Raw genomic sequence first — 22,645 nt, forward strand, 5'->3', positions numbered from 1 at the left:
ACTCGCGCGCATTACGGCATTTGTGCCCAAATGCGAAGTCCGGGCGCCGTCACGCGTTGTCGGTTTAGGGAGGTAGACCTGAAACCACCGGGCGCCCTTCCGAACGACGCTCATGACCCAAAGCGGCCCATCAACATCTACTCGGGGGGCGGGTGCAGTTCATGCCACTTTGCGCGAGCAGTTTCCGCTGATCTGCCGCGCCGCATTTCATCTTCTCTAAAATCTCTCCAATACCGGTAGGTGCAATATAGCCCGCACAGCCAAAGGAACGCGAAAAGCAGAACAAGGGCACTAATGAAGCTTTTCAAGAACTCGATTGGATCGAGAATCTTCAGCAAGAAAATCAAGGCGAGACATACAGCTCCAGTGACCTGCCACTGAGTAATTCCTCCAGAAGGAGTTAGAGTCCGACCTGACGAAGGACGGACAAATGAAGCGAGCAAGGTTTACGGAAGAGCAGATTATCGCGGTGCTGAAGGAGCATGAGGCCGGGGCGAAGACGGCCGATTTGGCTCGCAAGCATGGGATATCCGAAGCGACGATCTACAATTGGAAGGCCAAATTCGGCGGCATGGACGTTTCCGAGGCGAAGCGGCTGAGGGCCCTGGAGGAGGAGAACGCGAAGCTGAAGAAGCTTCTGGCCGAGCAGATGCTTGATACGGCCGCCCTTCGCGAGCTCCTTTCAAAAAAATGGTAGGGCCCGCCGCCAAGCGCGCTGCGGTCGCGCATCTGCAGGCCGTCATGAGCCTGTCGGAACGGCGGGCCTGTTCGATCGTGGGCGCGGATCGGAAGATGATCCGCTATCGCTCCAGCCGTCCTCCGGAAGCGGCTCTCCGTGGCAGGCTGCGCGACCTCGCCAACCAGCGGCGACGTTTTGGCTACCGCCGGCTGTTCGTCCTGCTGCGGCGGGAGGGCGAGCCGTCGGGGATCAATCGGATCTACCGGCTTTATCGCGAGGAAGGGCTCACCGTCCGCAAGCGGCGCGCTCGCCGCAAGGCCGTGGGGACCCGAGCTCCGATCCTGGTGGAGGCGAGGCCCAACGCACGCTGGTCGCTGGACTTTGTTCACGACCAGTTCGCCAATGGTCGACGCTTCCGCATCCTCAACATCGTCGACGACGTCACCAGGGAATGCCTGGGCGCCATTCCGGAGACGTCGATCTCGGGGCGGCGCGTAGCCCGCGAACTGACGACAATCGTCGAGCGACGCGGCAAGCCAGGAATGATCGTGTCCGACCATGGCACCGAGTTCACCTGCAACGCCATGCTCGCCTGGTGCAAGGACGCAGCCATCGATTGGCACTTCATCGCACCGGGAAAGCCGATGCAGAATGGCTTCGTCGAGAGTTTCAACGGCCGGATGCGCGATGAGCTGCTCAATGAGACCCTATTCTTCCATCTCGACGACGCCCGCGCCAAGATCGTTGCCTGGATCGCTGACTACAATCTCCAGCGTCCCCACTCGTCGCTGAAATACCTGACCCCCGCGGCCTATGCCGCCCACCTCACCGCAACGGACGATCGGCCGCGCAACCCCGACCAGCTCCGCCGATCGTCCGTTGCTCCACCCGCGCCGTTTGGCGTACAAAACCCCGAGACTCTAACTCCCGCTGGATGAAAATTCAGTGGCAGGTCAAAAGCAACCGTAAAGCCGCGCACTCGAAGCCGCCAAACTCGGACTTTCTCTGAAACAGTCATCCCTCTTCCTTCAGGGCACGTACGCTCTCGCGCCTAATGACTCTGCGGCTTTCGTCTTCTATCCGGGGACGACTGAGATGTCTCGTGAGCCGCCCTTCAGCGCCCCATCCGCGCCGCCTCGCGATCGGGGCCAACAGGAGGCAGACCAGGTTCAAAGCAATCAGCGCGATCAGTAGATAGAGGCCGTAAAACACGAAAATGCAGGACGCGCCCCCGACGATAAGGAAGAGCAGAACGGTGGGTGGAATTTTGATGCGAAACATGCTCACCATGGTAACATAACGTCGCCTAGGTTCGGCGGACGTCGTACTTGATCTAGGAGCCGTCCTTCATCGATGCAATTTCACTGCGCACAGAGTTCCCCAAATCTATACTCAAGCGTGCCCTTGCCTCCGATGGATATTGAGCCTGCGCGACGAACGGCACCTTCGGCAGAACGATGGTAAGCACGCGCACAATAGCGCCCTGCTCCAATGCTTGTCCCTCATCGTTAGGATGGTCCGGGGTGAGGGCCATCTTCTTCATTCTCTCCCAGATACCGGCAGTGTGGTCCTCCAATGCCACAATCGCTTCCTGCATCTGCTCGTCGGTAAAGAACGTGCCCATGAGAGAGTCTCCGCGCGCAATTTAGATAGGATAACGCCACTTCAGAGCGCGCCGCAGGACAAGCAAGGCCACGATGACTACAACGACAGTGAACCACACGAAGAGCGGCACCGGTGATTGATGGTGGATGTGAGCTATGTACATCACAAGTGCCAACAGAACGAGCACCAGCGCGTTCGACAAACCAATAAAGGGGCGAGCGCAAGAGCCCGGTCGACGCAAGTTCTGTAGCGACTTTCAGTCGCCCGCCTAGTGAGCCACCAGTAAAAGCCGAAAGAGGCAATGGCAATGATCCAGGACATTGCCGAGCTTTCTCATGCAATTTTGTAGTTGTCCTTATTGAGAATGCTCAAATTGGAGGGATGACGCAGCCGATCTACTTCGCCTTATGGCCCTTAGCGGTCGATTGCCCTTTTGGACCTCCACGGCTTACGTTCGGAGCACAGCACCATCCCGCAAACCAGCCGAGAGCCGGAATGCCTAGACTTGTGTCGTTCACACACTTCCTTGCTCTGATCGCTGTTTTTCAACCGACCGCTGCTTTTGCCCAAGATAAGGAATGCGTTCCAATTTCTTGCCGCGCAGTATACCGACTTACAACATGCGATAAGCCAAGGTCGGGGGCCACGATCTTTTCGGGGCGCGTCGCCAGCGTGTCGAGGGAATGCTCGAATGATGTTGTCCAGGTGCAAATTGAGGATGGGGAGACGAACAGGGTGCCGCCAGTGGTCGAGATCATCGTTCGGCCCTGCGGGCACTTCGTGGGAAAGGTCGGTGATCTTACTCGGGTTGCTGTGATGAACCCAACACCCACCGTCCGGCGCTATGATCTCGCTTGCAGATACTATTGAGGTGCGATTTCCGCTTCTGACCGATTGAAGACGTACTTGCGTTCAATTCGAGCGAAGCAGGGCCGATTTTGACCCGAACCGGACATCGACCTGAGCGGGATGTCTACATCGAACGACAAACACTGCACCCTCGGCTAAATTATCATCCCTTACCGGCACTTGAGGTCGTGATATTGAGACCACGGGCGCCGTGAGGCGGCGACTGTTTGAAAGGAAAGTTATGTATAGTCCTTCTCAACAACTCATTCACCTGGGCCTTGGCTTCATGGTCTCCCAAGCCTTGCGCGTTGCGACAGATCTCAACGTTGCGGATCGCTTGGTCGCCGGAGAGCGGAGCGTCGACGATCTGGCGGAGGAAACGCATTGTCACTGCGATGCGCTCTATAGGATTATGCGGCTTCTCGCCGCCGAGGGGGTCTTTAGCGAAACCTCGGCCCGCCGTTTCCAACTCACCGAATTGGGCGCAGCCTTGCTTTCCGACGCACCCTCAAGTCCCCGCGACCTGATCCGAATGATGAACAGGGAGCCGTATCTCGCCTTCGCCCAGCTCACTCATTCAGTGCAAACGGGTTTGCCGACGTTCGAAACCGTATTTGGGAAGCCCAGGTTCGATTGGCTGGCGGACCATCCGGACGCGGCCTCGCTATTCCAGCAGGCGATGATCGCGCTTAGCCAAGGCGCCAATGAAGCTGTAGCAGAGGCGTGTGATTTTGGTGCGTTTTCTCAGATTGTCGATGTCGGCGGCGGCCATGGACAGCTGCTTTCGGAGATCCTAAAGAGACACCCTCACCTTTCCGGCATATTGTTTGACCTACCGGCCGGGGTTGAGGCAGCGCGGGCTAATGCGGCAAGTTTCCCGCCACAGACCTCGTTCGTGGCCGGCAATTTCTTCAACGCCGTTCCAGCCGGTGCGGACGTCTATATCATGAAAAAGGTCATTCACGATTGGAATGACGAGCAAGCGGTACGCATCCTGCGCAATTGCCGAGAGGTAATGAAACCCCACGGACGAGTTTTAATTGCGGAGACTATTATTCCCCCAGGAAACGAACGAAATACGATCAAGCTAATCGATGCGAACATGCTTGTCGTTACGGGGGGCGTCGAGCGAACCGAGAGCGAATTTGCCGCTTTGCTTGCCGCCGCAGGTCTGCGGCTTGAGCGGGTCATTTCGACCGCCCGGGCGATCTCAGTTCTTGAGGCAAGCCGAGCCTGAAGTCTTCGAGAAAGCATCGGGTCATACATGCGCAACGAACCTTTAGATCGTCGAAAGGAGGGGATTTGCCATCGGCGGCGTTGGAGCGGATGAGCTGGCCGGTGCCAGCCGGACCGGAACCCTTTCAATAGTATTTTCTTGAACAGATGGATCGAGGCTCGATCGTCGGTGGTATCCGACAAAAAATGAGCTCCGTAGACGTCGTTGTTCCCTGCTTCAGGTATGGGCACTTCCTGCGAGAGTGCGTCGAGAGCGTTTTGACGCAATCCGGTCCCGAATTGCGCGTGCTCATCATCGATGATGCGTCACCTGACAATACCGCGGAAGTTGCGCAAGAGTTACGGTGCTCCGATCCCCGCGTCGATTACCGCAGGCACATCTCGAATCAAGGTCTCATCGCGACCGCCAACGAAGGCATTGCCTGGGCGAGCGCCGACTATATGCTTCTGCTGTCTGCGGACGACTACCTGCTGCCCGGTGCCCTGTCGAGATCGGTCGATCTGATGGACAATCACCCTTCTGTCGCTTTCACCTTCGGAGGCGCGGTTGTTCTAGACCAGCGCGGGGATCATCCATTCTACAGAAGCTATTATGGAACGGAAGTGGATCTCCGAACGCGCATCTTGTCCGGACTCGAGTTCATCACTCTTAGTCGTGCACAATGTATTGTGGTGTCACCGACCGTCGTGGTTCGCACGAGCCTGCAGAAAAAACTGGGCGGGTATCTAGCAGACTTGCCCTACGCCTCCGACATGGAAATGTGGATGCGGCTCGCCGCACATGGCGACGTCGGATTCATTGGTGCGGACCAGGCCGTGTATCGATACCACTCAGTCAACATGTCGAGTGAACCTTCACCGGAGCTAAACCTGCTCCAACGCAAGGCGGCTATCGAACATTTCCTGAATGGCGGCGCCGCGATGCTGACAAACGATCTCAGGAACTGGTTGACCCGCCAATTGGCACTTGACGCGATCGTCCGCGCAAGCATTGCCTTCAACGAAGGAGCGATAGACACCTCAGCACGCCTTGCCGAACTTGCGTTGAGTATTGACCCAAGCGTTCAACATTCACGTCGTTGGTGGTTTCTTGCCTGCAAGAAGATTCTTGGATTGCGAGGATGGCAGCTGGTGCGGCCTTCAGTTGAGTTGTTCAGATCCATCTTCCGGAACGAGCGGCGCTGAGTAGCCGAACTCGCCGCGACGCATAGGCTGCCCGCTAAAACCACTGGCGTATCATTTTCGCTTCTGGCCCGTAGCCGAAGGTTCCGGTGGCTGTCGGCGCGTCGGTTGCGGGGTGTAGAGCGGATGCCGCTGAGATCGGATCCCATTGGCAGCATATGCGCCCATGGCCGACCCACGAGCGTCCTCCGCCAGGAGCCGCTTGTGGCCCAAGAGGGACATATCGGGTTGCGAAGCAGAATGCCTGCTCTCGTTCACCACATTTAAACCTTAAGATTGTACGAAGAGTGCTCACCCACAGGTCGCAGGAACATGCGAACAGCCTTCCTACAGAAGCCGTCATTGGACTTCGGCCAATGAAGGCCTGGCAGACCAGCTGCATCGTGGCTGTTCTCGCATCCGCGGGACTCTTTCTGGCCGCCGGGAACAGACCGGCCGCGACGTTGCCGGACGTCCTGTCGGAAGCGGCTGCGAGCATACCGGCTGCAGCGAGCACAGCGGCTCCTGCGAACGTGGTGACGCCTGCCACCTACGCAGAGGCATCCGCCAAACTCGCGGCGGCGCTTCGGGCAGAAAGAGCGGAGCCGGGCTCGGTGACGTCGGCAGGTTCGGCGCCGCGGCGCACGGAAGCCGAGATCGTCGATGAACCCGTCGCGCCGAAATTGGCGTCGTTGGGACAGGATGTCGTCCAATCGCTGCCGCCGGAACGCGATGCGTCCAACGGAGCTCCGAAAGCGGCGTCGACGCAGGATTTCCGTCATCTGGCCTACTACGTCTGGTCCGAACTGCCGCCCGCCGAGAAACCGGCGGAGATCGTCTTGCGTGCGTTTAGGGATATTCCGCTGGGAACGCCGACCGAAGAGATCAAGCGCGCTGCCGACGCGTTTGGTCTCGATTTCAATTTCATGATGGCGGTTGCCAAGATCGAATCCGGCTTCAACCCCAATCAACGCACCGGGTCCTATATCGGGCTGTTTCAGCTGAGCTATTATGAGTTCGGAAAGTTCGGCTTCGGGCAGATTCGCAGTCCGCGGGATAACGCCGTCGCGGCCGCCTACAAGATCATTACCGAAGGCGTCCTGTTCGAGTGGATCACCCACCGCAAGCCGGACATGAGCGATCTCTACCTGATCCATCAGCAGGGCTGGGAAGGCGCCGCCGAGCACATCAGCCGGCCCGCTCGCCTTGCGTGGAAATCAATGTGCGCCACCAGCGAAGGCAAGGAGAAGGGCGAGAGGTGGTGCAAACGCGCGATTTGGGGCAATGCACTTCCGGCCTTCAAGCGCACCTGGAAATCGGTCGACAACGTGACGTCAGAAGCGTTCGTCGGCATGTGGCGCGGCCGGGTCGCCGAATTCTACACGAAGTATGTGGCGACTGCTGCGGCGGCGGCAAACCAATAATTCCATCGTCGGCGGCGCCGCACACGCTTGCTTTGTCTTTAGCGCAACTCGCCGGCCGTCGGCCTTTACCCAGGATGTGTTGGGCCTCACCTGAACGGGTTATTGAGCCGTGTAAACGCAACGAAACCCGATATAGACCGCGTGAAAGTCGGCCGATTTCCACTGTACGGCTGACGCTTTTGTCTTGTCCGCACCGTACCACCACGACCCGCCGGCCGTCAGTGCCTCATCGCCCCGCCGATCCGCGAGCCATTCCCAGACATTGCCACCCATGTCGTACAGACCGTTGACACCCCGCTTGGTGGTACCAACGGCTGCATGCCGCGGCCAGCGATCTCTATCGGATGTGTTCATGCCGTCAGGTCTATCGCCGACAGGATAAGGATAGGTGCGTCCACTTACGAAATCGTCGGTAGGATTCGCACGCGTTTCGGTATACGCGGCTCTTTCCCATTCTTCCAGGGTCGGCAAGCGTCCGCCCGCGGCTAAGCAGTAGTCACGAGCTTCGTTCCACGACACATGCACCGCCGGCTCATCGTCGCGGCCCGGTTCTCCGAACGGCGTCGCCCATGTCCAGCCGCGGCGACGGACCCAGCTGCCCGCGAATTCGTGTCCGCCTCCTTCCTGTTCGGCCGCGGTCTTCAGAGCTTTGTCAGCAGCGAAATTGCGAAACTGGCCGATCGTGACCTCGGTCCGGTCGATGGCAAACTTGCCCAGATTCTCGCGTTGGGCAGGCTCGGCGAATGCAACGCCGGTAACGGCCATCAAGCCACATCGCAAAGCAATCGAGCGCCATTTCATGTAAGAACTTCTCCTGTATTGCCTCGAGGTGAGACGTGGCAGGCGCCGACCCAGCGCGCCTGCCATTCACCGATCAACTCATGCGCTGACGCAATGCCGCCTGCGAACGGCGAATGACGCCCTGGTACATGCTCTGCTTGTCAGGATACCATTGCATCGACGCGAGATTGGCGAAGCCGGGAATGCTTTCCATATGCCGTGCCATCCGCTGCCGCATGGATTGATCCGGCTGAGGACCGCGCAGTGCGCCGACGTTCTCGGCCGCGTGATCCGGGTTCGACGTCGCGGCAAGAACGGTCGTCACCGCCGGATGGCCCATGGCCCATTTGATGAAGAACTGCGACCAGTTCTCCGCACCGATATCGCGGGCAAAATCGGGCAGCGGCCGGCCCTCGACGATCTTGTGCAAGCGGCCTTTTTCCAGCGGCATGTTTGTGAGCACGCCGACGCCCTTGTCGCTCGCCGCGCGAAGGACGCGCTCCTCGGCGTGACGATTGAAGATCGAATAGTTGACCTGGATGATGTCCACCAGATCCTTGTCGATCAATCCTGCGAGAATGTTGTGATAGTCATTCTCGTGGACCGAGGCGCCGACATAACGAATCCTGCCCTCTCTCTTCCATACGCGCAGCAGTGGCACGATCGCGTCGACATTGACCAGGCTGTGGCAGTGGAGCACGTCGATCTTGTCGCGCCACAGCCGAAGCCTCGATTGCTCCATGCTGGCCAAGGCGTGGCTTTCGTCGGCCAGGTAGTCGCCGGTCGACCAGATCTTGTTGCTGATGAACATCTGGTCCGTCACGCCCATGGCGCTGAGAAAGCCACCGACGCTGACCTCGCCGGTACCGTAGAGCGGCGATGTATCGATCACCCGGACGCCGGCATCTATATATTTCCTGGTGACCTCTCGCAGCGCGTCGCGATTGCTGCCCGGCAGCAGGTCAAAAGTCAGAAACGTTCCCAGTCCGAGCGCGGGCAGACTTTCGTTGGTGCGGCCGATCGTTCGGGTGAGTACCGGCCCCGCCGCAGCCGCACGCGATGCAGTGCCGGCTGGCGCTTGCGCACTGGCGCTCGAAACGCCGACTGCAGTTGCGTGAACAGCTGTCGCCGCGATGGCGCCCATCGCGGTGGCGGCGCCGAGAAACTGGCGGCGATCGGTCGCCGTCGGCCTATCCTGTGGTGTCTTATCCATTGCAAATCTCCGTGATTTCGCCTGCGGCACTTGTCGCCTGCCAATAGAAAGGATCGACCGCTCGCTTTGTCGCGCGGGATTCTGACCAAATCACTCGGATCCTGACGCGACGATGCTCCCTTTCCGGTCTGCAAGGAATTGCGGTTCCAAGCTTGAATGTGTATTCAGGCGACGTCGCTGCGCAGGAAGTCGCGATGCACCGTGTCATTGAGAATGCGTCGACAATCGATCGGTTGAGCTCCCGGCCGGATGGCTGGCGGCGCACCCAATGGGCGAACGGTGCATTCGAAACGGCGTACCGGCCGATGACCTCCATCGTCGAAGGACGCATCCTGTCGCCAAATCACCTCATCATGGCGACCCTGTCCGGCGGCGCCGAGCGACATGTAATTTCGGCCGATGGCGGGCATCGCTATGACGGGCCCGATCTGCCGTCGACCGTTTCATTTCTTCCGGCTGGCTGCGAACGACGGCTTCGGCTTCACAATGTGGGTTGGCGATGGGCAGCGATCGCCCTCGACCCCGCCAGGATTTCAGCAATCGCCGGCGCATCGATCGAAGGACTGGGCCCCCTGTCGGGCGCGGAAGACAGCTTCGTCTGGAACATGCTCGCGGAGTTCGAACGAGTTGACGCGCTGGAGGGAGGTCTCGACGCGATCTATTGCGACACGATGAGCCTTGCTCTCGTTGTATACCTTGCACGCCGATACGGTGGTGCAAGAGTGAAGGATACATCGATTAAGCTGCCGGCGTGGCGGTTACGGCGTGTCACCGAATTCATCGACGCGCATCTAAGCGCGACAATTCGGATTGCCGATCTCGCTGATCTTGCGCAGCTCTCGGAAGGCCATTTCCATCGCGCATTCAGGGCAGCGACCGGGCAGACGCCGCTGGCATTCGTCCATGCGAGGCGAGTCGCGATGGCAAAACAACTGCTGGCGAGCAGCAAGCTTTCGGTCGCGCAGATGGCGCTACGCGTCGGTTTTCTCAGTCCCGCGCATTTTGCCCGCGTCTTCCGGTCAATGACCGGCCAGAGTCCATCCCAATATCGACGCTCATTCCATCTTTGACGGCGGAAAGTAACGCCTGACGGCCAATGGCGTACAACGGCAGTCGGCAAATAGCCGACGACACGCCCCAACCCTGCTTCATTTTCCGACGAGCCCGTGGCCCCGGCGTCAAGACGCAGCGGTTCACGACGAGGGGCCCCTGCGGGTGATGAAGTGGCGGCGCGGCCCGCGCTACAGCGCGAGCACGACCTCGCCCGACACCGCGTCCGTCACGCCGCGTCCGTTGCCCTGGTCCTCGAGCACGGACCTGAAACTGTCGAGGGTCTTGATCATCGCCGAGCGGGCCGCGACCAGCGCATCCTGGCTGGACCACGTGCCGATGAGGCAGAAGGTCTGATCGCCGGTCCTGATGATGACGCCGTGCTCCAGCCCCGGCCATTTGGCCTTGCCGTCTCGGTGCGCATCGAGGAAGGCGCCCTCCTGGCCCGGCTTCACCTTGAACTTGACGACGTTGTAAACCTGCATGACGCGCCTCCGGAACATGATTGGATGAAAATGCGAGCGCCGTACCAGATCGGGTTCGGACCGATATCTTTGCACCCCCGCAACAAAAAGTCGAAAACAACCCACGCACGGTAGGCGGGGCAACAGAATCAGCGACTTAGAGCGCGGCGAGACGGAATAGATCTCCGCGGCGGGCTGGCTGCTCCAGCAAGCACGATCTTTCGAATGACCGCAGCGCACTCTGCTCATCTTACGAAAGCGTTGCACCGTCGGGAAAAACAGGAGCAGGGCGCATCGGAAGAATCAAGATGGGCCGAACCCATCCGCTGCTCCGTACTGACATCCCTGGGCTTCACACCTCGTGGAACCAACGAGGGTGTCGCGCGTTGCCGCGCTGCTCTAGAAGGTGACGCAGCTGAAGCCGGGTCGCCTTGCTGGGCCAATCAAGACGGGAACGCCGGGCGAGCCAAACCAGATGCGTCGTATCCGACTCGTGATCGCAGATCGCCGTCCGATCGTCTTGCAGGGTTTTGAGACGCTATTTGCGACCGAACGTGACTTCGAGATCGTTGCGTCCTGCATCAATGGAGCCGATTGCCTCGAAGCCGTCCGGACGTTGGTGCCGGACGTCGCGCTTGTCGAGGATGGATTTCCCGATCTGACGGCCTCAGCCATGCTGGCCGCCGTCAACGCCGAAAGCCTTCGCACACGGCTGGTCTTCTACACCGCATCGATCGCACGCGGCGATCTCGCTGCGGCCGTCGCAGCGGGTGCCTGCACGGCTATACCGATGCGCGAGGAGCCTGAAAACCTGCTGCAGTCCCTGAGGCTGGTGGCGCCGAACGCGCATCCGGCGGCCGGCAAGGCAGGCAATGGCGCGTCTGGCGAAAATGGCCTGGCAGCGCTGACGGACCAGGAGCGCAGGATCATGCGTCTGGTCGCCAGCGGCATGTCGAACAAGGAGATTGCGCGCGAGCTCAAGGTCGCCCCAGGCGCCATTCAGGCGCGGATCGATCGCATGTCCGCGCGGCTCGACATCAAGGGCCGGACGGAGCTCGCAAGCTTCGCCCTGTCCCGCCTCTACGGCGGCGTCGGCGCGCTTGCAGCTCTGATTTGGGCGGCGCTGGATGACGTTCAATCCGCGAACGCGGCGGCCTTCGATCATGCGGATGCCGACAATTTCACGGTCATGACCGCAGACGGCGCCGGCGCGATCGTGAGCATCAAGATCACCTCCGCAAAAACGACCCTTCCGGCCAAAACGGCCAAAGCCTTCCGTATCGAGAACTCCCCGGCAGACATGCCGACGCGGGCCGCCAAGCTCATCGAATCCCGAGCCGATATTGCTGGCAGCACGATCACGGCGCCGCCCCTCACCCCTTCAAGAGCGGGCTTGAGCAGCGCCGGCACGTTCATGATGACGGCAGTCGGAGTCTCGCTTTACGAACTTTTCAGCAATCACGCGCAGGCGTTCACGGTTTCCGACGGCCTGAGCGATGTCTTTGCGTCGGCTGCCGCAGACACCAGCGCGTTCGCCGCCCTCAACCCCGCAAGGCCGGATGCGAACCTCGACGGCTTCGACAAGCTGCCCTGGCCCGATCCCGAACTACACCATGATTCATTCGCCTTCGCCGCTGCCCGGGCCGAAGCCTTCGCCAGAGGCGACGAACCTCAGATCATCGACGCGGCCGCGGGCGAGGACGGCTTCGGCGACAACGGCAACCCTCATATCGGATCCGGCGCCATCGACGCTCTGAGCGATCATGGCGGCTTGGAACAGGCGGCCGCAACGGGCGCGAGGAATGCCGAACGCGGCACGACACAGGCAGCGGCGATCGACGCACGCGATCATGGACAAGCGCAGCGCGATTTGCACGCTTCGGAAGACGGCGCAGCAGCCGGCAAGCCGAATGCCGCGCACGGGCCGCCGGACCACGCATCGAACCAAGAGAAATCGCACGCTTCGGAGAAGGGTGCGGCAGCCGGCAACAAGCACGCCGAGCACGACCCACCCGGCCACGATCCAAGTCATGAGCAATCGCAGGGCGACCTGCACGCTTCAGAGAAGGGCGCAGCGGCCGGCAAGCATCAGGCCAAGCTGGATTCGACTGGACAGGACACCAATTCAGGACAATTGCATCGCACTTCGGAGGACGGTTCCGCAGCTGCCAAGCACCACGCCGATAATGATGGCCCGGCAAGCCATGCCAGTTCCGGCCAGGCGCAGCGTGACCTGCATCAGGCACATCCAGGTGACTCCAAGAATTCGCCTGCCGAGGCGCCCCGGAAGGCCGGCGGCAACGATCAGGCTCAGCATGATGCAGGTCCGGAAAAAGCGGCTGCCGCGCCCAAGGCCGAAGATGCTTTTCACTTCAAGAATGACCTGCCAGCGCCAAGACATTCAGATCATCTCGAACTTGGCTCCGGCGCCGATACGGCTGGACGTGGTCTTCACCACGCCGGACATGCTGAACTGGCGTCGATCCTAACTTCGGACCCAATTAGCCATTCGCACGCGGAGCAAAGCGCAGTGGACCACGCAAGAGGCGTTGACCACCATCCGACGCAGGATCTTTTCGTGTAGCGCACGCGTCTCCGTACGGCGTTAACCATCGCTAGCGGTTCCAGTCCCAGCGCAATCGCTTCGAGCTTTCTTAAATCTTGCGGGGTACCTCTCCTAGGCGTGGCGACCTGGGAGAAGACATGAGCAAGCGGGCCAAACGCCGGAAGGTCGAGGCGATCGCATTGCCGATGGCCGCAAGAGTTGGAATCGGCGCCGTGGCCGTGGCAGCATTGGGGTACGGCCTGCTGGCCCCCGCGGGAAACGTGCAGCCGGCGCGGAAGCCGTCCGCGCCCCAGGTCAAGGCATCGTCAAGTCCGGTCTACGTGGCGCCGCCGATTCATGCAGCAGCGCCCGCGCCGGCCGCGATCCCGGCTCCGGCGCCGCTGATCGAGCCGCCCAAGGCCGACACTGATGCTCCCGGAGCCTTGGTAAGGCAGGTGGTCGACTATGCCAGCCGCCAGACGCCGGGCACCGTGATCATCGATACCAACAACACGTTCCTTTATCTCGTCCTGAACGACACGCAGGCGATGCGCTACGGCATCGGCGTGGGCCGCGAAGGTTTTGCGTGGTCCGGCGAGCAGACCGTGGCGCGCAAGGCAGAATGGCCAGACTGGCGCCCGCCTGCGGAGATGGTCTCGCGTCAGCCCTATCTGCCGCGGTTCATGGCAGGCGGCCCCGGCAATCCGCTCGGCGCCCGCGCAATGTATCTCGGCGAGACCGAATATCGTATTCACGGCACCAACAAGCCCGAGACGATCGGCAAGCGGGTGTCGTCGGGCTGTATCCGCCTGACCAATGAGGACGTCGTCGATCTCTACGAGCGGGTGAAGGTCGGCGCGAAGGTGATCGTGCTTCCGACAAATGCGGCCCGTCGACCGTCTCAGGGTGCGCCGCCCGACGCCGCATCCCGATCGCCGGACCCGGCCTCGCCGTCGAGCCGGCCGTCGGCGACCAGCGCACAGCTGCCGTCAGCCGGACCGAAGATCGCCGAGGTGCAGTAGTTCGGTCCTTCCTCCTGGCTCTGCCCCGAGGACAAAGAGGCAATTCAAGTCGTCACTACACGTCGGTAGCCACGGCCGAACAGACCATCTTGCGCGACCAAAGCCGGTCTGCGTTGGCAAAATGCGGCATCGAATTAACCCTGTCGACAAATGATTGCCGTTGGGCGGTGGCCGCCGGCAAAGTTGCCTCATTGACGCGCAGAATTTTTAGCGGCGCTAACCTGGGTCAGAGGCGCGTTATGCTGAGAATGGCGTTGTTGGGCCTCCTCATCCTGTTGAGTGTGGGAATGCTATCGGCCATGGAGCTTAGCTCTCCACCGCGTCGCATCGCCGCCACGGTCCAGCCGCCTGCCGAGCAGAACGCAAGCATCCCCGCTTCGCACGATGCGCTGGCGAAGGCCGATCGCCTCGAGGTTGCCGCTGAGAGCCGCGCGATGCCGACACAGACCGCTTCGGTGGATAACCCGGTTGCTCCGCAGGACGTGCATGTCCGTTCATTCGCGCCGGCGCCGGTCGTCCGTCCGCGAAGCAAACCGAAACGGATCGCGACCGCTGAACCTCCCAAGCCGAAGCCAAAGGCATTTGGCGTCAAACGAGCCGCCACTGTTCAGCGCACAAAGACCGCCAGCAAGACCGAGCACTGTCGGCTCAAGGCGTTCGGCGGGCTGCTCAAGGCCTTGAACCTGACCGGCTGCGAAATCTGAGGTCGCCTCCAGGAACGTCTCGCAAACTCTTCCGATCGGCCATATGTTGCCCGCATGAAAAAGATCGGATTCCTCTCCTTCGGGCACTGGACGCCCTCGCCGCAATCGCGGACGCGCTCGGCGGCGGATACGCTGCTGCAATCGATCGAGCTGGCGGTCGCGGCCGAACAGTTAGGGGCCGACGGCGCCTATTTCCGCGTCCACCACTTCGCGCGACAGCTGGCCTCGCCGTTTCCGCTGCTCGCGGCCGTCGGCGCCAGGACCAGCCGAATCGAGATCGGCACGGCCGTGATCGACATGCGCTACGAGAACCCGCTCTACATGGTGGAGGACGCCGGCAGCGCCGATCTCATCGCCGGCGGACGGCTGCAGCTCGGCATCAGCCGCGGCTCGCCTGAGCAGGTGATCGACGGTTGGCGCTATTTCGGCTATCGGCCGGCCGAGGGCCAGAGCGATGCCGACATGGGGCGGCGCCATGCGGAGGTCTTCCTCGACCTGCTGCGCGGCGAAGGATTCGCCGAGCCCAATCCGCAGCCGATGTTTCCCAACCCGCCGGGGCTCTTACGCCTGGAGCCGCATGCGCCGGGCCTGCGCGAGCGGATCTGGTGGGGCGCCGGCTCGAACGCCACCGCGGTGTGGGCGGCGAAGCTCGGCATGAACCTGCAGAGCTCGACGCTGAAGAACGACGAGACCGGCGAGGCCTTTCACCTGCAGCAGGCGGCGCAGATCCGCGCCTATCGCACGGCGTGGAAGGAAGCCGGCCACAGCCGCGAGCCCCGCGTCTCCGTCAGCCGCAGCATCTTCGCGCTGATGGACGAGCGCGACCGCGCCTATTTCGGCGGCGAGCGCGGCAGCGAAGACCAGATCGGCTTCATCGACCCGCGCACCCGCGCGATCTTCGGCCGGAGTTATGCGGCCGAGCCCGACGTGCTGATCGAGCAGCTGCGCCAGGACGAGGCGATCACCGAAGCCGATACGCTGCTGCTGACGATCCCGAACCAGCTCGGGGTGGACTATTGCGCGCATGCCATCGAAGCGATCCTGATGCATGTCGCGCCGGCACTGGGGTGGCGGTGACACGAACGGCAATATGTCCCAGAGGAATCACATTTGGACCCTCCCAAACGGTCGTCATGCCCGGGCTTGTCCCGGGCATCCACGTTTCTCGGTGCCGCGCGGCGAGGCGTGGATGGCCGGGACAAGCCCGGCCATGACGATGTGGGGACTATCGTGCCTCAAGCAACCTCACATGCGATAGCCCGGACCCTACCCAGCCTCACCCCGTCTTCGTCCCCGTGATGACGGCCAGCGCCTCGACGAGGCGGTCGAGATCGGCCTCGTCGGTGAAGAGCGCCGGCGTCACACGGATGCACTGGCCTTTGGCGACGCCGGCGCGGCGCACCGTCATGATCCGGTAGCTGTCCCGAAGCTTCGCAACGATGGCCTCGTTGTCGGCCTTGCCGGTCTTGCCGGCAAGGCGGAAGGACGTGATCGCGCCATATGAGCCGGCTTCATCCGGCGTCAGGATCTCGATGTCCTTGAAGCCGCGGACGCGGCTCACCCAATAGTCGCGCAGATGGCGCAGACGCGCTTGCTTGGCCGCGCCGCCGATCTGCTGATGCAGCGCCAGCGCCGTCGGCACCGTCAGCATCGTGGCGAAATTGACCGTGCCGGTATGCACCCGCGAGCGGATGTCGCTTTCCGGAAAATCTTCGTCGCACATGTTGCGGTCGATGGCCGAAAGGCGATCCTTCCTGATGTAGAGGAAGCCGACGCCGAGCGGCGCGCCGATCCATTTGTGCAGATTGAAGCCGACGAAATCAGCCTCGAGCTCGCTCACCCGGAAGTCGAGCTGCCCCCAGGAATGGGCGGCATCGACGATGGTGTCGATGCCCTTGGCCTTGGCCATGCGGGCGATCTCGGCGACCGGCATGACGAAGCCGGTGCGGTGGCTCACATGGGTCAGGAGCAGAAGCCTCGTCTTCGGGTTCGCCTCGATGGCGCGGGCATAGGCGTCGAGCACAGCCTGACGGGTGGCGGGCTCTGGCACGTCGAACTTGACCACGTCGACGCCGCGGCGCGCCTTCAGCGCGTTCATCGCATATTGCATCGAATCATAGTCGAGATCGGCATAGAGCACGCTGTCGCCCGGCTTCAGCCTGTTGTAGCCGCTGATGAGGAGCTGGAGCGCTTCGGTGGCGCCGCGGGTGAGCGCGATCTCAGCAGGAAGCGCGCCGACCGCCTCCGCCACCTTGGTGCGCACCGCCTCGAAATCCGCACCCGCACGCAGCCGCGCGTAATAGGTGTTCTGATAATTGACCATGTCGGACTGGCGGATGAACTCGCGCCGCACGGGCTCGGCCATGATGCCCCAATAGCCGTTCTCGAAATTGACGATGTCGGGCGTCACGGCATAGAGCCCCTTCACGGCCGCCCAATAGGACTTGTCCGTGGCGATGGCGGCCACTGAGCCGGTCGGCTGCGGCGGAAGTCCCTCGGCGGCAAAGGCCGGCCCCGCAAGCGGCGCCACGGCCGCTATCGCGAGGCCCTTAAGCATCGCGCGGCGGTCCGCTGAAATCGTCCTGATCCGTTGCATGTCAGCTCTCCCCAGAGCGTTTTCGAGCGAAGCGGCGTCGGAATCGCATCGCGAAAGTGCCAAACGACGATCCAGAGCTCCGTTCCGACGTCACCGGACAAAGCAGGCTCTGGCGCGCGGGACAAGAGCAACGGACGATGCAGCGGAGATGACCGGAGCGTGACAATGCGATGATCGGAAGCCGACGGCGACGGCGCGGCCGGAGCAGCGGCCTCGACGCGCGCGAGCGGATGTGGGGTCCGGTTTCTTGCTTCGTCCGGAAACCGGAACCTTCACATTCAGTGCAGGTAGCCGATGAGATAGATGCCGCCGCCCAGGACGATGAGCGCGGGCACCGCCCAAAGAATCAACACAGGCATTTTCCTCTCCTCCAGTTGAGTCCTCCCGGGGAGAGAACGGGAAAAAACGGCAAACGTTCCGGGTTTCTCCGGAACGGCGCAGCTGATGGCGAGTTCATTGCAGCGCCGCATGCAGCGGCGAGGGAGAACGCAATGAAGAAGCTCATGTTGATTTCGGCCGCCGCTCTGCTCGTGTCGACGGGCGCGATGGCACAAACCACCGTCACCACGACGACCGGGGCCGGGCACGGCGCCGCCGTGCAGATCGAACCGGAATACCGCACCAAGATCCGGTCCTACGTCACCGAGCGCAAGATCCGCCCGGTCGAAACGCGCGAAAAGATCGTCGTCGGTTCGCCCGTGCCGAGCGACGTCGAGCTCGCGGCCGTCCCGAGTGACTGGGGTCCCTCGCTCACCAAGTACCGCTACGTCTATTCCGGCAACCGCGTGATGTTGGTCGATCCCGGCAGCCGCATGGTCGTCCAGGAGATCGACTAAACCGCCGCACGGCGGGTCGTCGCGGCGACCCGCCCGTGCATTCTTTCGACAGCTCGTTTGCGGTAGCGCCTGATGCCGATCGTTCGATACCTCGCATTTGCAAGCATTTTCGCGGAGGCGCTGCTCTTGTTGCTGGATCACTCTCTGCCGCAGCCCGCGGAGCGTGCTGCCGGCCCGGAGGCCGCTCGGGCCACCATTCGCATCCACTCCGCACGGGCGCTGCCTGAAAAAATCATCTTCGACACATCCACTCGGATCGCCGCCACCGTCTCCACGCCCCTGCTCGCCGCCGACGCGCCTGATCGCGGTACGAGCGGCGCATTGACGATGCTTGAAACGCGAAAGCCGGACGTCGCGGCATCTCGGCGCGACACGGCGCGCGCAGCCGGCCTGCATTCGAATCGGAATGGCCGCGCGGCCTCCTCTCGCCTCTCCACACGTCAGGTGACGGCCGGAGCCTTCTGAGAGTCGGCAACGTAGCGAACGCGACTCCATGGCCGAAGCACAGATGAACGCCGAATGAATGAACGGCGACGCGCTTTCGCATCGCGGACTGGTTCCGACCGCATCAACACATCAACGCGTCCGACACGAAGGAACGTTTGCGCGATTGCCAGTTTATCCCGTGCCTGATTGGCGATTTGATTTTTGGAAACCTGGAGGAAATGCACATGAGGATCCTGAAGCTCTCTGCGGCTGCGGCCGCGCTGCTGGCCGGCACGGCGCTCGCCGTTGCGCAATCGAGCTCGACGGTCGGCACCGGCGGTTCATCGGCCGGCGGCGGCACCAGCTCTTCGACGGTGGGCACCGGTGGCTCTTCGGCTGGCGGCAGCGGGTCAGGCTCTGCTTCGACGCTCGGCACCGGCGGCTCGTCGGCGGGCGGCGGCACCAGCTCTTCGACCGTCGGCACCGGCGGATCGGCGGCGGGCAGTGGCTCGGGCAGCGGCTCGGCCTCGACGCTCGGCACCGGTGGTTCATCGGCGGGCGATGGCAAGAGCTCGTCCAGCGTCGGCACCGGCGGCTCGGCTGCGGGCGGCTCGACCGTTGGCCAGTCCGGTTCGTCGAAATCGCCCGGCATGGGCGACGGCAAGTCCGGTAGCCACGCCAGCGACATGGGCCTCGAAAAGGGCAAGGGCCACAACAAGGACGAGTGGAAGAAGGACAAGAACTAGTCCAATCCGGGGAGCGGCACGGTGCCGCTCCCCTTGTCCATGTTGAGGAGGAGACGCAATGAACAAGTCAATCGTTGCGATCACGGTGCTGGCCTTGATGGGCAGCGCCGCATCGGCAGAAACCATCGAAAAGACCGGTAAGACGGCGTCGGGCGAGACGTGCAAGGTGACGGTGGTGAAGCATGCGGACGGCAGCATCACGGCCGCGGGCGCATCGGGTTCGGGCACGACGGGCTCGACCGCATCGAGCGGCTCGCTGTCGAGCTCGAGCTCGGCGGGCGGATCGTCGGTCAATGTGCAAGCGGGCGGCGGCCACGTCTCGAGCTCCTCGTCGACGGCGGGCGGGCCCGGCTCCACCAGCGCCAGCACCATCACCGTCAACGGCTGCACGATCTCGACCTCGTCGCCTTGATGCATAGAAAGGATTGAACCATGAGAACGCTCGTTACGACCTCGGCGGTCGCGCTTCTGCTTGCCGCCGCTTCACCCGTGTTGGCGCAGACCAGCATCACCGGCGGCAGCGGCGGCTCGGCCGCAGCAGGCGGCACCTCCGCCTCCACCGTCGGCACCGGCGGCACGTCCACCTCGGCGACGGGCCGCACCGGCTCCTCGATCGCGGCCGGCGGAAGCGCGGCTGCCGTCGACGGCAAGACCAAGACCGGCGTCAGCATGAACAAGGGCAACGGTCCGGTGATGAACTCCAACGCTCGCGCGCAAGCCCATGATGGCGGCACGTTCAGCCGCTCGCACACCCGCACCAAGGTCAAGGCCGGCGAGCAAGTCGGCTCGACCACCAAGACGATGTCGCATGTGCCGGGCTCGAAGCCGACCATGTCGAGGACGACGACGACGGCGCGCTAGAATCGCGCGGCTCTCAACCACCTGCTGCCCGGCTTGCTCGGGCAGCTTTCGTTTGCGGCTTTTCCGTCTTGGGAGCTGGCTCAGCCACCATGCAGGCTGCGGCTGATCCGGGTCACGACGGCGTCCCATCGCCGCTTCTGGGCGGCGGGATAGTTGATCAACACGCAGTGCACATAGCCCCGCGCGAAATTACACCTGTTGTACCAGATCTTGTCGCGCTTGATGCTCGAGACCACGAAGAAGCTCGAGGTGATCCGCCTGTAGATGATCCCCGTCGGCGGATTCTTGCTGGCAAGGAATTCGGCCGGCGACAGGCCCTGCCGGTTCTCGGCGGCCTGAACGGTGAGATCCGCACTGCCGTCGGAGCTGCGAAACCGCTGCCCATATCCGTCGGGCTTGCCGGCCGGCTCGGTGAAAATCGAGGCGGGAATGTCGACCGACGTTCCGGATTCCGGGATGCGGTAGATCCTCCAGCCGTTTGCCGAGGCAACCGAGCATGTCGCACAGAGCGCCATGATTGCGGCAAGCAGTGCCTTCATGTCCGCCTCGTCATTTGCGCGGCGCCAGTTGCAGCTCCATCAGGGCGATTCTTTGCAGGTTGGAGACGTTCCGCTCGCCGGCGCCGGCGGTGCGCAGGATGGATTCGGCGAGCGCGTTGACGTGCGAGGAATGCACGGGATCCGGCAGGGTCGCAACGGCAGCTTCCAGCGCGGTCGTCATGATCTCGATCACCTCGGGAGAAAATTCGGCGTTGGAAAAATTCTTCATCGCATCCGTCGGCCGCTTGTGCGGATCGTGTTCAACGCCGGGAAAAAACGGAAGTTCCTGGATGGACACGTACTGGGACCGTCGGCAGGCCGGCAGCTCACGCAGCCGGCTGGTAGCGGGTGAGCCCAGCGGGCTCGGCATCCTCGTTGGCAACGCTCTGCACCCTCGCGTGGCTGCCGATGACGAGACCGGCGAGCGAGAGCATCAGGCCCAGCGCGAGCGGCGCGAACAGAGCCTCTTCCTGAAATAATCCGTTGAGCAGAACGACCAGGATTCCGAAGCCGGCGAGGCCCTGCGTCAGATATCCCGACGACGCGTACAGGCGCCAGGCCTTGAGCGCCATCGCGAAATAGAAGGCCAGCGGCACGAAGGCCGCGATGCCCATCTGGTACAAGAGGACGCCGATCGCGCTTTCGACCGCGCCGTCGATCGTGCCGGCCGCCTGCGCAGCGCTCCAATCGATCGAAAAATAGCTGTCCGACAAATTGCCGCCGATGCCGAGGCCCCGGCCGTAAGGTCTCTGCACGAACCCGTCGAGGCCTCCCATCAGGCCGATGACGTGATAGTCGCCGATCTGCAGGCCGATGCGGATCGCCAGGATCGCAAAGGCGATCATCCCGGCGAACCCCAGCAGCAATGTCGCGACGGCGCCGATGAGGCGAGTCCCGATCCAGCCCGCAGCCACGAAGATGACGGTGATGAGCGCCCCCTTCACGCTGCAGAAGACCAGCAGCGGCAGGGCTGCCAGGGCGAGCAGCGGGCGTCCGACCGAGAACAGGAACAGGGCGAGAAAGCCGATCCCGTAGGCGAAGCTGATCGGGTGCATGTTCGGGCCGTGAATGCGCAGCATCTTCGACAGGCCGAAGCCTTCAAGCAAGGGCGTGTTCAGGAAGTCGAAGCTGAAACGATCCTTGAGTGTGACGGGCACGTTGCCGGTCTGCCGCATCTGGGTTTCCCAGACGCCGGAATGGGTCGCCTTGAGCTCGTCGAAGCCCCAGAACGTATGGCCGTTGGTGACGGCCAGCCAGACATCGCGCAAGACGAGCTCGACATAGCCGCACAGCATGAGGATGACCGCTAGCGCAACCAGGAACGGCGTGATGCGCACCTCAAAGGTTGCCGCGGTCAGGAACGACAGCTGAAACAGAAACAGCGGCAGAACGATGTTGCGCAAATAGACCGCCGCCGGCTGCCCGTCCTGGACGAAGCCGATGGCGAAATAGAGCGAGACCACGGCTAGGGTGACGACGCCCCAGCGCATGATCTGATTGATTTCCCTCGACTGATTCCTCTGGCCCAGCACGTAGAGCGCAAACGTCGCCAGCCACATCACGGAGCAGACCAGGAAATTGTAGCCCTTGATGAAGTCGAGATCGGAAGGGAGCGGGACCAGCGGCGACAGGATGGAGACGAACAGGTTCTGGAAGAACAGGACGAAGATCGCGACCGCCGGGGCCCAGGTCGGGACCGCAACGACGATGGCGATACCGATCAGGACCTCGATGGTGATGGCCAGCGCGGGATTGGCGAGGTGCAGAACCGGCGCAGAGCTGATCGTCGCGATGGCGATGCAGAAGGTCGCGGCCAGCTCGCGCCAGGCCGGAGGCGACGACGCGGCCTGCACGCTCTGGCCTTGCGGTGAGTACCCGGCGCTCATCAATCGTCCTTTGCCATCGCGCC

Annotated in this window: 22 protein-coding genes; 14 read left to right on the plus strand and 8 right to left on the minus strand. The window is 62.3% G+C overall.

Features of this window, described 5'->3' with window-relative positions; genetic code table 11:
* Positions 1-430 precede the first annotated feature (430 nt).
* Positions 431-1,617, plus strand: a protein-coding gene (locus tag ABIA45_RS24140) for an IS3 family transposase (RefSeq protein WP_404651318.1) whose coding sequence is annotated in 2 segments (ribosomal slippage) — positions 431-683 and positions 683-1,617 — 1,188 coding nt in all. Because the reading frame shifts where the segments join, the coding sequence is not laid out codon by codon here.
* A gap of 395 nt (positions 1,618-2,012) precedes the next feature.
* On the opposite strand, the gene ABIA45_RS24145 is transcribed toward ABIA45_RS24140, so the two are convergent.
* On the minus strand, positions 2,013-2,303 hold the full coding sequence (locus tag ABIA45_RS24145; protein ID WP_404653934.1) for a hypothetical protein: 291 nt from the start codon (positions 2,301-2,303) through the stop codon (positions 2,013-2,015).
* Between the two features lie 1,071 nt (positions 2,304-3,374).
* Here ABIA45_RS24145 and ABIA45_RS24150 point away from each other — a divergent pair.
* From ABIA45_RS24150 to ABIA45_RS24160, 3 genes are all read left to right on the plus strand, one after another.
* On the plus strand, positions 3,375-4,370 hold the full coding sequence (locus tag ABIA45_RS24150; RefSeq protein ID WP_271539388.1) for a methyltransferase: 996 nt from the start codon (positions 3,375-3,377) through the stop codon (positions 4,368-4,370).
* A 185-nt stretch (positions 4,371-4,555) separates the two neighbouring features.
* Positions 4,556-5,554 (plus strand): glycosyltransferase, encoded by a 999-nt coding sequence (locus tag ABIA45_RS24155; protein WP_404544251.1) that lies wholly within the window; start codon positions 4,556-4,558, stop codon positions 5,552-5,554.
* A gap of 284 nt (positions 5,555-5,838) precedes the next feature.
* Positions 5,839-6,954: a transglycosylase gene (locus ABIA45_RS24160; RefSeq protein WP_404653936.1), complete on the plus strand. Its 1,116-nt coding sequence runs from the start codon at positions 5,839-5,841 to the stop codon at positions 6,952-6,954.
* 99 nt (positions 6,955-7,053) lie between these two features.
* Here the strand turns inward: ABIA45_RS24160 and ABIA45_RS24165 are convergent, their stop codons facing one another.
* Entirely contained in the window at positions 7,054-7,755 is a 702-nt protein-coding gene (locus tag ABIA45_RS24165) for a formylglycine-generating enzyme family protein (RefSeq protein WP_404653938.1), read from the minus strand.
* A gap of 73 nt (positions 7,756-7,828) precedes the next feature.
* On the minus strand, positions 7,829-8,878 hold the full coding sequence (locus tag ABIA45_RS24170; protein WP_404653939.1) for an aldo/keto reductase: 1,050 nt from the start codon (positions 8,876-8,878) through the stop codon (positions 7,829-7,831).
* Positions 8,879-9,141: 263 nt separating this feature from the next.
* On the opposite strand from ABIA45_RS24170, the gene ABIA45_RS24175 reads away from it, so the two are divergent.
* A complete protein-coding gene (locus ABIA45_RS24175; RefSeq protein WP_157283330.1) occupies positions 9,142-10,017 on the plus strand; it encodes an AraC family transcriptional regulator in 876 nt (291 codons plus the stop codon).
* Between the two features lie 171 nt (positions 10,018-10,188).
* On the opposite strand, the gene ABIA45_RS24180 is transcribed toward ABIA45_RS24175, so the two are convergent.
* The gene (locus tag ABIA45_RS24180) at positions 10,189-10,482 is read right to left on the minus strand and encodes an antibiotic biosynthesis monooxygenase (protein ID WP_225150875.1); all 294 of its coding nucleotides are present in this window, start codon (positions 10,480-10,482) and stop codon (positions 10,189-10,191) included.
* A gap of 454 nt (positions 10,483-10,936) precedes the next feature.
* Here ABIA45_RS24180 and ABIA45_RS24185 point away from each other — a divergent pair, with 454 nt between their 5' ends.
* The 4 genes from ABIA45_RS24185 to ABIA45_RS24200 all read left to right on the plus strand — a co-directional run bounded on the left by ABIA45_RS24185 (position 10,937) and on the right by ABIA45_RS24200 (position 15,809).
* The gene (locus ABIA45_RS24185; protein WP_404653942.1) at positions 10,937-13,045 is read left to right on the plus strand and encodes a LuxR C-terminal-related transcriptional regulator; all 2,109 of its coding nucleotides are present in this window, start codon (positions 10,937-10,939) and stop codon (positions 13,043-13,045) included.
* Between the two features lie 119 nt (positions 13,046-13,164).
* Positions 13,165-14,028: a L,D-transpeptidase gene (locus ABIA45_RS24190; protein ID WP_404653944.1), complete on the plus strand. Its 864-nt coding sequence runs from the start codon at positions 13,165-13,167 to the stop codon at positions 14,026-14,028.
* Between the two features lie 239 nt (positions 14,029-14,267).
* The gene (locus tag ABIA45_RS24195) at positions 14,268-14,732 is read left to right on the plus strand and encodes a hypothetical protein (protein WP_271539406.1); all 465 of its coding nucleotides are present in this window, start codon (positions 14,268-14,270) and stop codon (positions 14,730-14,732) included.
* Between the two features lie 54 nt (positions 14,733-14,786).
* Positions 14,787-15,809 carry an LLM class flavin-dependent oxidoreductase gene (locus tag ABIA45_RS24200; RefSeq protein ID WP_271539408.1) on the plus strand — a complete coding sequence of 341 codons (1,023 nt, stop codon included), beginning with the start codon at positions 14,787-14,789 and terminating at the stop codon, positions 15,807-15,809.
* Between the two features lie 199 nt (positions 15,810-16,008).
* Here ABIA45_RS24200 and ABIA45_RS24205 read toward each other — a convergent pair whose 3' ends face one another.
* A complete protein-coding gene (locus ABIA45_RS24205; protein ID WP_404653946.1) occupies positions 16,009-17,328 on the minus strand; it encodes an aminotransferase class V-fold PLP-dependent enzyme in 1,320 nt (439 codons plus the stop codon).
* 491 nt (positions 17,329-17,819) lie between these two features.
* On the opposite strand from ABIA45_RS24205, the gene ABIA45_RS24210 reads away from it, so the two are divergent.
* The 5 genes from ABIA45_RS24210 (at position 17,820) to ABIA45_RS24230 (ending at position 20,197) form a co-directional block, all read left to right on the plus strand.
* Positions 17,820-18,164: a DUF1236 domain-containing protein gene (locus tag ABIA45_RS24210; RefSeq protein WP_036026829.1), complete on the plus strand. Its 345-nt coding sequence runs from the start codon at positions 17,820-17,822 to the stop codon at positions 18,162-18,164.
* 72 nt (positions 18,165-18,236) lie between these two features.
* Positions 18,237-18,629, plus strand: coding sequence for a hypothetical protein (locus ABIA45_RS24215; RefSeq protein ID WP_271539412.1), 393 nt, complete (start codon positions 18,237-18,239; stop codon positions 18,627-18,629).
* A gap of 206 nt (positions 18,630-18,835) precedes the next feature.
* Entirely contained in the window at positions 18,836-19,336 is a 501-nt protein-coding gene (locus ABIA45_RS24220) for a hypothetical protein (protein WP_057027814.1), read from the plus strand.
* A 58-nt stretch (positions 19,337-19,394) separates the two neighbouring features.
* On the plus strand, positions 19,395-19,748 hold the full coding sequence (locus tag ABIA45_RS24225) for a hypothetical protein (protein ID WP_271539415.1): 354 nt from the start codon (positions 19,395-19,397) through the stop codon (positions 19,746-19,748).
* Positions 19,749-19,768: 20 nt separating this feature from the next.
* Positions 19,769-20,197: a hypothetical protein gene (locus ABIA45_RS24230; protein ID WP_271539417.1), complete on the plus strand. Its 429-nt coding sequence runs from the start codon at positions 19,769-19,771 to the stop codon at positions 20,195-20,197.
* A gap of 80 nt (positions 20,198-20,277) precedes the next feature.
* Here ABIA45_RS24230 and ABIA45_RS24235 read toward each other — a convergent pair whose 3' ends face one another.
* From ABIA45_RS24235 to ABIA45_RS24245, 3 genes are all read right to left on the minus strand, one after another.
* Positions 20,278-20,736 (minus strand): hypothetical protein, encoded by a 459-nt coding sequence (locus ABIA45_RS24235; protein WP_271539419.1) that lies wholly within the window; start codon positions 20,734-20,736, stop codon positions 20,278-20,280.
* A 10-nt stretch (positions 20,737-20,746) separates the two neighbouring features.
* The gene (locus ABIA45_RS24240) at positions 20,747-20,965 is read right to left on the minus strand and encodes a hypothetical protein (RefSeq protein ID WP_271539421.1); all 219 of its coding nucleotides are present in this window, start codon (positions 20,963-20,965) and stop codon (positions 20,747-20,749) included.
* Positions 20,966-21,062: 97 nt separating this feature from the next.
* On the minus strand, positions 21,063-22,622 hold the full coding sequence (locus ABIA45_RS24245) for a hypothetical protein (protein ID WP_404653949.1): 1,560 nt from the start codon (positions 22,620-22,622) through the stop codon (positions 21,063-21,065).
* Positions 22,623-22,645: the final 23 nt, after the last annotated feature.

The sequence above is a fragment of the Bradyrhizobium sp. USDA 336 genome (assembly GCF_044908355.1).
Lineage (GTDB): Bacteria > Pseudomonadota > Alphaproteobacteria > Rhizobiales > Xanthobacteraceae > Bradyrhizobium > Bradyrhizobium yuanmingense.